This is a genomic window from Butyrivibrio sp. (assembly GCF_024699075.1).
Window position 1 is genome coordinate 1 of sequence record NZ_JAILQF010000170.1, and the last position, 11,595, is coordinate 11,595.

Consider the following 11,595-nt stretch of genomic DNA (forward strand, 5'->3'; position numbering starts at 1 on the left):
GCTGTCTCAGCCTTCTGAATCTCCTTGGCACGGCCTACATACTCTGGGTCTTTTCTTGAAAGAGTGAACTCTGCAAGTCCAAGAGGATTTGATCTGTAAGATGATGTCTCACCTGAAGGAATAAGTTCATCTGTTGTTGTAACAGGATCATGAATCTCAGATACAACCTTAAGCACAAGATCCTTTGGAAGAGCCTCCATCTTAGGCCAGTCCTTAATATTTGGTCCAAACTGGATCTCAGCATCAGGATCTGCAATTCCCTTTGAATCAAATACACGGTTCTTATAAATATTAGCATCAAAGTGATATGTATACTTATTGAATTCTCCATCAAACTTAGTTGCAGGAGTAAGGAAGCCCTTATTAGCAGCTGTAGCTGCAATAGATCTTGCATCCATAAGTGCAACTGAAGAGATCTGTCCGTTCTGAACCTTTGAACCTTCTCTGTTAGGGAAGTTACGTGTTGAGTGACGGATAGAGAATGCATTGTTTGCAGGTGTATCTCCTGCACCAAAGCAAGGTCCGCAGAAAGCTGTCTTAAGAACAGTTCCTGTCTCGAGGAGTGAAGCTGCAACGCCGTTTTTCAAAAGTTCCATATAAATAGGTGTTGAAGCAGGATAAATAGACATTGTGAACTTATCAGCACCTATATTACTATTCTTCATAATGTCAGCTGCAGCACAGATATTTTCAAATCCGCCGCCTGCACAGCCTGCTATGATACCCTGATCTACAAGGAGCCTGCCATCAACAATTTTATCCTTAAGAGAATACTCAATCTTATCGCCAAATGAAACCTTAGCTCTTTCTTCTGTCTCATGAAGCATCTGCTCAAGGTTCTCGTTAACAAAATCAATCTCATATGCGATTGAAGGATGGAATGGCATAGCGATCATAGGTCTTATAGTACTAAGATCAACCTTTACTACACCGTCATAATATGACACATCACAAGGTGAAAGCTTCTTGTAATCATCTTTTCTTCCATGGATCTCATAGAAGCTTTCAATCTCTTCATCTGTCTGCCAGATAGATGAAAGGCAGGTTGTCTCTGTAGTCATAACGTCAACGCCGATACGGAAATCTGCAGAAAGACTTGAAAGGCCGGGACCTACAAACTCCATAACCTTATTCTTAACATAGCCTGACTTAAATACTTCTCCGATTATTGCAAGTGCAACGTCCTGAGGACCTACACCCTTTACAGGCTCTCCTGTCATATATATAGCTATAACGCCTGGCATCTTGATATCATAGGTCTGGCTAAGAAGCTGTTTAACAAGCTCTGGTCCGCCTTCACCCATTGCCATGGTTCCAAGTGCACCATATCTTGTATGTGAATCAGATCCAAGGATCATTCCACCACCTGTAGCAAGAACCTCTCTTGCAAACTGGTGAATAACTGCCTGATGAGGAGGAACATACATTCCGCCATATTTCTTGGCAGCTGTAAGACCGAACATATGGTCATCTTCATTAATAGTACCGCCTACTGCACAAAGTGAATTATGACAGTTGGTAAGAACATATGGAATTGGGAACTTGGTAAGTCCTGATGCACGTGCGGTCTGAATAATACCAACATATGTAATATCATGTGATGTTAATTTGTCGAATTTTATCTGAAGATCATCCATGTTGCCCGAAGTATTGTGGGCTTTAAGAATACTATAGGCAATTGTGCCTTTTTTGGCTTCCTCTTTGTCTACGGTCTTGCCTGTTTTTGCTGCAACTTCTGCTAAAGCTTCTGCGCTATCTTCTATAAGATCTGTACCATTTATAAGATATGCGCCTGTTTTTGTAGTAGTTATCATCTGAACCTCCTGCCATACATAGATGTCGGGATATAATGACTCGTCCCAACCGGTTTACATCTTTACAACGTTTATCAACTAAATAGTATTTGTATGAAATTCAAACACAAACGATATACGTGTATACAATCTCGCTTTTATAAATATACAATTATATGCATTTATAATCAAGTTACGAAATTAATGAAATGATGATTATATTTTTATTAACTGCCTAAGATAATCAAATTGCAAGGATATTACATTTTTTATAATGTGCGAAGTTTGAGTTAACTGATACAAAAAGCCCTCTTTACTGAACTTTAGTCTGGTAAAGAGGGCTGCTATCACCTATTCAGATCAAAAGAAATCATACATTATTGAATCACGAAAACCGCAGTAAATGCGTGTTTATGTAATTCACATCCAAAAATCATACCTTGATCTTATCAAGATGCCATATATCCTTGACATACTCTTCTATAGTCCTGTCTGATGAGAACTTACCGCAGCAAGCTGTCTGAAGCATAGCCATCTTAGCCCATCCTGACTTATCTTCATAAGCCTTTCTGACTCTCGCCTGTGCATCAGCATATGAATGGAAATCCTTAAGGATAAAATAAGTATCTGCCTTACTTGTATCCTTTGTATTAAGAAGAGAGTTCCATAAAGGTCTGAAGAGGTCCTTGTCTTTACTAAAGGTTCCATCAATAAGACGATCCACAGTCTTCTTAATTACTGCATCATTATTATAGATGCTCATAGGATCGTAGTCGTTCTTCCTCTCATGCTCGATTACTTCATCAGAAGACATACCAAAGATAAATGCATTATCTTCTCCAACTTCTCCTACGATCTCAACATTTGCACCGTCCATTGTACCTATAGTAACTGCTCCGTTGAGCATCATCTTCATATTACCTGTTCCTGATGCTTCACGGCTTGCTGTAGATATCTGCTCAGATACATCTGCTGCCGCAAAGATAAGCTCTGCATTAGATACCTTATAGTCTTCTATGAATACGACTTTGATACGACCATTTACATCAGGATCATTATTAACAACTTCAGCTACAGAATTAATAAGCTTTATTGTAAGCTTGGCTATTCTGTATCCTGCTGCTGCCTTTGCTCCAAATATGAAAGTCTCCTTTGGCATATCGAACTTTGGATCAGCCTTGATCTTATCATACAGGTATATAACGTGAAGGATATTAAGAAGCTGACGCTTATACTCATGGAGTCTCTTAACCTGACAGTCATATATAGAATCAGGATCTATCTGAATTCCATTATGCTGAAGGATGTATCTTGCAAGGCGCTCCTTATTCTTTTTCTTAATAGCCATGAATTCCTTCTGGGCCTTAGCTGTTCCTGCAGACTTCTTGATTCCCTTTAAAGCTGTAAGATCTGTTACCCAGCCATCACCAACCTTATCCGTGCACCATTTTGCAAGAAGAGGATTAGCATGCATAAGGAATCTTCTCTGAGTAATACCATTGGTCTTATTATTGAACTTCTCAGGCATCATCTCATAGAAATCCTTAAGTTCTCTCTTTTCAAGGATCTCAGTATGAAGCTTGGCAACGCCGTTAACTGAGTGGCTTCCAACAATTGCAAGATGAGCCATTCGTACCTGGTTATCATAAAGGATAGCCATCTTACGGATCTTTTCATCAATATTTGCATTATGATCATTAGAATATCTGTTTACTATTTCTATATTAAATCTTCTATTGATCTCTTCTACTATCTGATATATACGTGGAAGAAGTCTCTGGAAGAGGTCCTGTGGCCACTTTTCAAGCGCTTCAGCCATGATCGTATGATTAGTATAGCAGCAGGTCTTTGTAGTTACATCCCAGGCTTCATCCCACTCAAGATAATAGTCATCCATAAGGACTCTCATGAGTTCTGCTACAGCTACTGTAGGATGTGTATCATTGAGCTGGAATACATTCTTTTCATAAAACTTTCTGATATCATCATGATTCTTAAGATATTTCTGAACAGCAGTCTGAACAGAAGCAGAGATGAAGAAGTACTGCTGCTTAAGTCTAAGTTCCTTACCTGCTATATGATTATCATTAGGATAAAGGACTTCACATATCTGCTTAGCAAGATTCTCCTGTTCTACAGCCTTCTGATAATCACCCTTATCAAAGGAATCAAGCTGAAAATTATTAACAGGTTCTGCGTCCCAGATACGAAGAGTATCAACTACGTTGTTGCCATATCCAAGTATAGGAAGATCATAAGGAATTGCATGTACAGCCTGATAATCCTCTTGCCTGAACATGGTTCTTCCGTTTTCGTCCTGATACATTGTAACGTGTCCGCCGAACTTTATCTCCTTGGCATATTCCTGGCGGCGAAGCTCAAACGGATTACCATTTACAAGCCAGTCATCGGGCTTTTCAACCTGATAACCATCATGTATCTCCTGACGGAACATTCCGTATTTATAACGGATTCCGCATCCATAAGCAACATAATTAAGAGAAGCAAGTGAATCAAGGAAGCATGCTGCAAGACGTCCAAGACCACCATTACCAAGAGCAGGATCTGGTTCCTGATCTTCAATAAGATTAAGATCTACTCCAAGCTCATCAAGTACTTCGCCAACACCTTCATATGCACGAAGGTTGATAAGGTTATTACCAAATGCTCTACCCATCAGAAATTCCATGGACATGTAATACACTATCTTAGGATCCTGTTCATCCATGGCTTTTTGAGTATCCATCCACTGATCAATTATCTGATCTTTAATGGCAAGGCTCGCTGCCTGATATATCTGCTGGGGGGTTGCTTCTTCTAAAGTTCTTCTGTAGAGAGTTTTGATATTGTATAAGACACTGCGTTTGAACAATTCCTTGTCAAAAGATGACTTCGGCTTAGCTTTGGCCATATGTATACCTCCGGAATATAAAATATTTATATAATAGACATTTTTAACGGTGGATATTTTAGAAACAAAGTAATTATTCTAGGACAAAATACATATATATTGTACTTCATTTTTGTTGAAAATGGCAAATATAGTACAATTATTTGAACTAGTTTTTCCTGATCGAACTGCCATCTTCCCCATGCCTTCTGGCATACACCCTAATGCACACACATCAATAAGTATATCGGATTAATTAATTTTTTTCATTAGGTATTCAATCCAAACTATGTAAAAGAAATATGATCATTTATAATGAGCGAAATCTAAGTATTTAAAACTAAAAAAGCTGCAAGATTTCCACGCTTTTCACCGGCTATCCTGTGAGAAAACAGATAGTCAGGATTACATTTTGTGCACACATCAGTAATGCTGATGTTATCTTTATAAGCGCCTGCTTCAAGTAGCGTTATCCTTATAGCTTCCCAGAGGTTTAGCTGATATTTGCCATTTTCTTTTTTATAAAGAATATGAGGTAACTTGTCAATATCCTTACCATTTAGGCTATGTAATGGATTATCATCAGTTTTATTATTTTGTATATAAGATGATTTATTGTTAACCTCACTATTTACAGATTCAATATCATATTCAGGAATATCTTCTAACTTAAACTCCTCTATGAACTTTTCAGCTACGTCGCTGCTTACTTCATAGCAGTCTGTACATATAGAAGGACCTATAGCGCAGATAAGGTCAGAGGGCTTTGTTCCAAATTCTCTGTTCATAGCTTCTATAGTTCTTGCACCAATTCTTCCTACAGTCCCCTTCCAGCCCGAATGAGACAGGCCTATAGCCTTATTTACAGGATCTACAAAATATACAGGAGGGCAGTCTGCATGAAAAGTAGTAAGTATAATCCCTGGTTCATTAGTTATCATTCCATCCACATCAACATAGTTTCTGTCCTTGCATACGCCTTTACCCATATCTTCAGCTTTTATACGCATGATATTGGTTGTATGAGTCTGAAAAGTTGTTACGAAATGCTCAAGACTTCTTCCATAGCCAAGTATCTGCGCCATACGCTTATAGTTTTCTTCTACGTCCTCTTTATTATCTCCTCTTGTGAAGCTGAAATTGGTCTGACTAAAATATCCCTTTGATGCACCACCAATCCTTGTGCTAAAGGCATGGCTTACAATTCCTGTCGCATCAAGCTTTGGGAAAGTGAGATATTCCATCCCGTTTTCATGTATATGCTGCTCCATTACAGCTTCATGTCCTTTTCTGACTATTTTCTCCATTATCATTCCTTCTCTCTATATACTAATTTAATTACTAATTCAAACTTCGCACATATAAATAAATTACTTTCCTTGCATTTTGATTACCTTTGGCTGTAAATTAATGATTTTCTTATCTAAAACATTATCAGCTTACCAAGATATCAAATTCGAAAGTCGATAAGACTGTTTGTAATATACTCATTCACTATTAAAACATACATTCAAGATATTTTAAAACTTATATTCTCAAACTTCGCACATTATAAACAATCTTAAATCCTTACAGCATATTTATATATCAATAAAGCAATCAGACGCAAGACAATGACAAGCATTGATAAGAAATGGTGCGGCTTATACTGTATATTCAACGTAACAATAGCAAAACTATATATGGGAGGACACAATGAAAATACGTAAATTACTATCAGCAGTTCTTGTAGCAGCACTTCTTTCCGGATGTTCAGGTAAGGCATCTCCCGGTCAAAGTCAGGCTTCTTCTGGCATATCCTCATCAGAAGCAGAAACTGTAAGTAGTGCATCGACTGGTGCTACAGAATCAGAAACCGGCACTTCTACATCAGCAGATGCTAACGCTTCTGTATCCGAAAACCCAGATACAAATGCAGAAGAATCTACTGAAACAGACCTTACAGGCGATGTAGTCCCGCTCAAAAACTTATGTACTGAATATTTCAGTCTTGGAGTTGGAATTAATGGAAGCACTCTTGAAAACCAGACACTTAATATCCCTGAATATATGGATATGTGCAAGGAACATTTTAACAGCTGCACTATGACCAATCTCATGAAGAGTGGTTATATACTTGATCAGTTTGGCTCTCAGGATAATCTTAAAAATGGTAATGAAGAACCTGTTCTTAACTTCTCTTCCATCGATCCTACACTAAACTGGTGTAAAGAAAACGGCATGAAGATGAGAGGCCACACTCTTGTATGGCACACTCAGGCTCCAGGCTGGTTCTTCAGAGAAGGTTATACTGATGATGGCGAATATGTTGATAAAGATACAATGCTTCTTAGAATGGAAAGCTACATAAAACAGCTTGTGACACATTGCCAGGAAGAGTATCCGGGAGTTATATACTGCTGGGATGTTGTAAATGAAGCTGTTGAGCCTTCTTCTTATGACCCTGACAGCTACTTCATGTGTAGGACCAAATGTGGTGAAGATCCCAATCCCTGGTACGATACGATCGGTGAAGATTATGTAGAGATGGCTTTTACCTATGCTAGAAAATATGTAGCAGATGACGTCAAGCTCTTCTACAATGACTACAATACTTACCAGTCTCCCAAAACTCAGGGCATATATGATCTGTGCAGTTGCCTCAAAGAAAAAGGTCTTATCGATGGAATAGGCATGCAAGGCTACTGGAGCATTGACTATCCTAACGACACAACCATAAAAGCTGCCATTACCAAATTTGCTGAACTTGGTCTTGAGATCCAGATCACAGAGCTTTCAATTGGTGTAGACGAAGAAACAGACGAGCAGTTTGAGAAGCAGGCTCAAAGATATGGCGATGTCTTCAAGCTTTTAATGGATATGGATACGCAGTCAGGCGGTCCTGCCAATATTACATGTGTAACACTTTTTGGTCTTGTGGATCACTATAGAGAAGGCGATACTACAAATACCCGTATATTCAATAAAGACTACGAACCAAAGCCTGCTTACTTTGCGATCAAAGAAACCATGGAAAGCCGCTGATCCTGCCCTTTTCTAACTATTCCATCTGTATATCTTTTTCAAAAGAGATGTCCAAAAGGCAGTATCGTGCAGATCACTTTATATCTACATAGAATCACATAAAAGATGCAGCAAATTCTGATGTAGTTGCCACATATTCCGAATAAGGCAGCTACATCAGTCTATTGTATCTAGTAATCAATGTGCTCACTTCCCGCAGTATATTCTAGGACGCTCGCATCCTGAGTATAGGTCATCTTCTTATCAGAATAAGCTATACCAAGGATCGTAAATTTCTTGTCCTTGTCTTCTTCAGCCATCCTGACTTCCAGCTTATGCTTGACTACTTCCTGCGAATCATAAACAAGTTCAATATAACTGTTATTCCAGGCATCAAACTTGTAGCCATCTAGGGCAGCCACAAGTTCGCCATCTACATAGATTTCTGCTTTACCATATTCAGCACTGATTGATCTCTTATAATCAAAGAGAATATTCTTGCAGGTAACTTCTAATACAAATGGCTCATTACTACTTACATCATGCGACCAGTTATAAGGGAATGTAACTTCACCGTTCCTGACCAGCGCATGAACCTGAGTATCAGTCTGTGAAAAGCTCCCCCTTGTAACCTTAGCACCATTTGAATCCTTGCTGCTTACAAGCTTCATATTAAGGAAGTCAGGTGAATAGAAGTATGTGGCAGGTACAGGAGCTATAGACTTTGTTGCAGTTCCTGCTGCGACCGCGTCATCAACTTCATTCACAAGATTCATCAGTGTATCAGCCATGATCTTATGACCAAGGGCTGTCGGATGATAATCATCACTAAAGTATAACTGATTATTAAGATACCCTGCTTCAAAGGCTGCTTGAGTACCTTCCTTAACACTTACCATAGGTGTTCCGTACAGAATGCCAACTGGTTTGTAGAGATCTTCCGTATTCCACCTTGACTTAAATACAGCAAACATCTGTACTACTGCAGTCTCATCATCTGTTTCAAGGATCTGTCTTATAAGGCTTTCATATGCACGGCCGTTTGTAGGATCCTCCTGGTCATTGACCGAGAACTCTACTACTACAAGATCAGGAGTTTTGGAGCACTTTTTAGTAACGTCCCTGTCATATCTTAGGGCTCCAATAGCAGAGGAGGTCCCGCCCACTCCGGCATTGACATACTCTATCTTGGCTTTAGGATATTTCTCTGTTAGAGAAGCTATAAACTGATCGCCATAAGACTGGGCAGGATCAAGGACTCCGCCGCCCTCTGTTACAGAGCCGCCTATAAGTGCTATAGTAACTTTTTTGCCCTTTTGTAGTTTTCTGATTAAATTTTCCAATCTTCCATTGGTACCTGTCGAAAGAATTCCTGCCTTAAGAGTCTCTTTATACCACTCTTCTTCGTAAATGCTGATATAAGAAGATGAAATATCCGTATCATCTTTAGATGCCAGGCCTGCTATATTGCCATTATCTGATGCTGTTCCTGCATAAGCTTTCTGTACACTAAAGCCAGCCATACATACTACCATGTTAAGCACCAGCAACAAGTCTATTATTATTTTTTTCATATGTAATACCTTTAATTATCTTGGAATTCCTAAGATCTATAGTAAATGACTATAGAAAATGCCTTATGCCAATTATCTAATGCGGGCGTATAGGGCATTTGATGATTAGCAAGGTGAATTATCTTATATTATTTACTACAAATGACGCGTGAACTACTCGGTAATTGAATTACCGAGGATTCCCGCTTTATGTCCTAAATAGATGTCGGTTGGTTTTAGAAAAACTTCATATCCAAAATTTATTTTCTCTGTTAAAGAAATATTGGAACTTTATTAAGCTCTCCCCTAGCGTTTCCAGACTAACATTCATTCTTTCTATAATGCTTCTCATCCATATGAAAGGCTTGAAGTCGTAGTTTTGTTCTACAAGACCACAAAAAAAGGGAGGGGATAGTTTATTTCAAAACTATTCTCTCCCTTTTCAATATTAAAATTATTCTGGTGTAATAAGATTATACTTTAATCTTAAACTCTCTTAACACCGATCTTACAGCTTTCGCCGTTGATATCCCAATCCTTCGCACTATCAAGATCCTGATCATAATTGATAGAATCAGCAAGTACCTTGGTTGAAAGAGCAACTTCGTCAGCCTTAACAGCTGCAGCTACCTTCTCAGATCCTGTAAGAGATACTACGATTCTGTCCATAACTTCGAATCCTGAATCCTTACGCATTGTCTGGATCTTGGAGATTACTTCTGCTACGAGACCTTCGTTAACAAGTTCCTCTGTAAGATTAGTATCAAGGACTACTGTGATACCCCAGTCTTCCTGGCTCATGAAGCCTTCCTTCTGAGTCATATCGATAAGAAGGTCTTCTTTGGTAAGTTCAACAGCTTCGCCATTTACATCAAACTTAATTGAACCTTCTGCATTAAGTGTATCCATTGCTAAGTTACCATCAAGCTGTGAAAGATACTGCTTGATTCCTCCAAGGAGCTTACCATACTTAGGTCCTACTGTCTTAAGCTGTGGCTTGAATGTATAGCTTGTAAATTCACGAACATCATCTGTAAATGTAACAGCCTTGACATTAAGCTCATCTCTTACGATTTCCTGATAGAAGTCGCTAAGATCCTTGCTCTGTTCATTATCATTCTTTACATACATCTGTCCAAGAGGCTGACGGTTCTTCATGTTGCAGGCATTTCTGCAAGCACGGCCGAGTACTACTATATCAAGAACCTCTTCCATATCCTCTTCAAGCTGCTTATCAACATATTCTGCGTTAACAGATGGATAATCGCAAAGGTGGATTGACTCAGGAGCATCCTTGAAGTTCTCTCTGACAAGATTCTGATAGATCTCTTCTGTCATGAAAGGAACCATAGGAGCTGCTGCCTTACAGATCTCAACAAGACATGTATAAAGTGTCATGTAAGCAGAGATCTTGTCCTGTTCCATTCCCTTAGCCCAGAAACGCTCACGGCTACGACGAACGTACCAGTTAGACAGATCGTCAACAAACTTATCCATAACCTTAGCTGCTTCAGGAATCTTGTAGCTTTCAAGATTCTTATCTGCTGCTTCGATAGTAGAGTAAAGACGTGAAAGTATCCACTTATCCATTACAGTCAGCTTATCTTTTTCAAGCTTATAGTTAGAAGCATCAAAGCCATCAATATTAGCATAAAGTACGAAGAATGCATATGTATTCCAAAGTGTTCCAAGGAACTTACGCTGTCCTTCCTGAACTGCCTTACCATAGAATCTTGAAGGAAGCCATGGTGCGGAGTTTGTATAGAAGTACCATCTGATAGCATCTGCGCCGTACTGATTAAGTGCTTCCATAGGATCTACAGCATTACCCTTTGACTTACTCATCTTCTGTCCGTTCTCATCCTGTACAAGACCCAGAACGATAACGTTCTTAAATGCAGGCTTATTGAAAAGAAGTGTAGCCTCTGCATGAAGTGAATAGAACCATCCACGAGTCTGGTCTACTGCTTCTGAGATGAACTGTGCAGGGAACTGTTTTTCAAAAAGCTCTTTGTTTTCAAAAGGATAGTGAAGCTCTGCATATGGAGCTGCACCTGAATCGAACCAGCAGTCGATAACTTCAGGAACACGCTTCATTGTGCCGCCGCACTCATCACACTTAATGAAATAGTTATCAACATAAGGACGATGAAGCTCAGTTGTAAGAGCTGACTCATCACCTGAAAGCTCAGCAAGCTCTTTCTTTGATCCTACAGCGATCTTCTTGCCACAGTCAGGGCATTCCCAGATGTTAAGAGGTGTTCCCCAATATCTGTCACGAGATACTGCCCAGTCCTGAATGTTCTCAAGCCACTTACCGAATCTTCCTTCACCAATTGATTCTGGGATCCAGTTG

The 11,595-nt window shown here is 39.2% G+C and carries 6 protein-coding genes; 1 reads left to right on the top strand and 5 read right to left on the bottom strand.

Features of this window, described 5'->3' with window-relative positions:
• The 3 genes from K6G87_RS06650 to pgeF all read right to left on the bottom strand — a co-directional run.
• The coding region (locus K6G87_RS06650; RefSeq protein WP_296835184.1) for a hydratase at positions 1-1,814 on the bottom strand (1,814 nt) is incomplete at its 3' end.
• 412 nt (positions 1,815-2,226) lie between these two features.
• A complete protein-coding gene (locus K6G87_RS06655) occupies positions 2,227-4,704 on the bottom strand; it encodes a glycogen/starch/alpha-glucan phosphorylase (RefSeq protein WP_296835186.1) in 2,478 nt (825 codons plus the stop codon).
• Positions 4,705-5,009: 305 nt separating this feature from the next.
• Complete coding sequence (gene pgeF / locus K6G87_RS06660; protein WP_296835188.1) at positions 5,010-5,990, bottom strand: peptidoglycan editing factor PgeF; 981 nt, start codon at positions 5,988-5,990, stop codon at positions 5,010-5,012.
• Positions 5,991-6,378: 388 nt separating this feature from the next.
• Between pgeF and K6G87_RS06665 the strand changes: the two genes are divergently transcribed.
• The gene (locus K6G87_RS06665; protein ID WP_296835190.1) at positions 6,379-7,707 is read left to right on the top strand and encodes an endo-1,4-beta-xylanase; all 1,329 of its coding nucleotides are present in this window, start codon (positions 6,379-6,381) and stop codon (positions 7,705-7,707) included.
• A gap of 170 nt (positions 7,708-7,877) precedes the next feature.
• Here K6G87_RS06665 and K6G87_RS06670 read toward each other — a convergent pair whose 3' ends face one another.
• Positions 7,878-9,260, bottom strand: coding sequence for an SGNH/GDSL hydrolase family protein (locus K6G87_RS06670; protein WP_296835192.1), 1,383 nt, complete (start codon positions 9,258-9,260; stop codon positions 7,878-7,880).
• Between the two features lie 465 nt (positions 9,261-9,725).
• The coding region (locus K6G87_RS06675) for a class I tRNA ligase family protein (RefSeq protein ID WP_296835194.1) at positions 9,726-11,595 on the bottom strand (1,870 nt) is incomplete at its 5' end.

Bases quoted from the DNA above. Each gene is read 5' to 3' on its own strand.
- K6G87_RS06655 (WP_296835186.1), bottom strand. From the start codon at position 4,704: ATGGCCAAAGCTAAGCCGAAGTCATCTTTTGACAAGGAATTGTTCAAA.
- K6G87_RS06670 (WP_296835192.1), bottom strand. From the start codon at position 9,260: ATGAAAAAAATAATAATAGACTTGTTGCTGGTGCTTAACATGGTAGTA.
- pgeF (WP_296835188.1), bottom strand. From the start codon at position 5,990: ATGGAGAAAATAGTCAGAAAAGGACATGAAGCTGTAATGGAGCAGCAT.
- K6G87_RS06665 (WP_296835190.1), top strand. From the start codon at position 6,379: ATGAAAATACGTAAATTACTATCAGCAGTTCTTGTAGCAGCACTTCTT.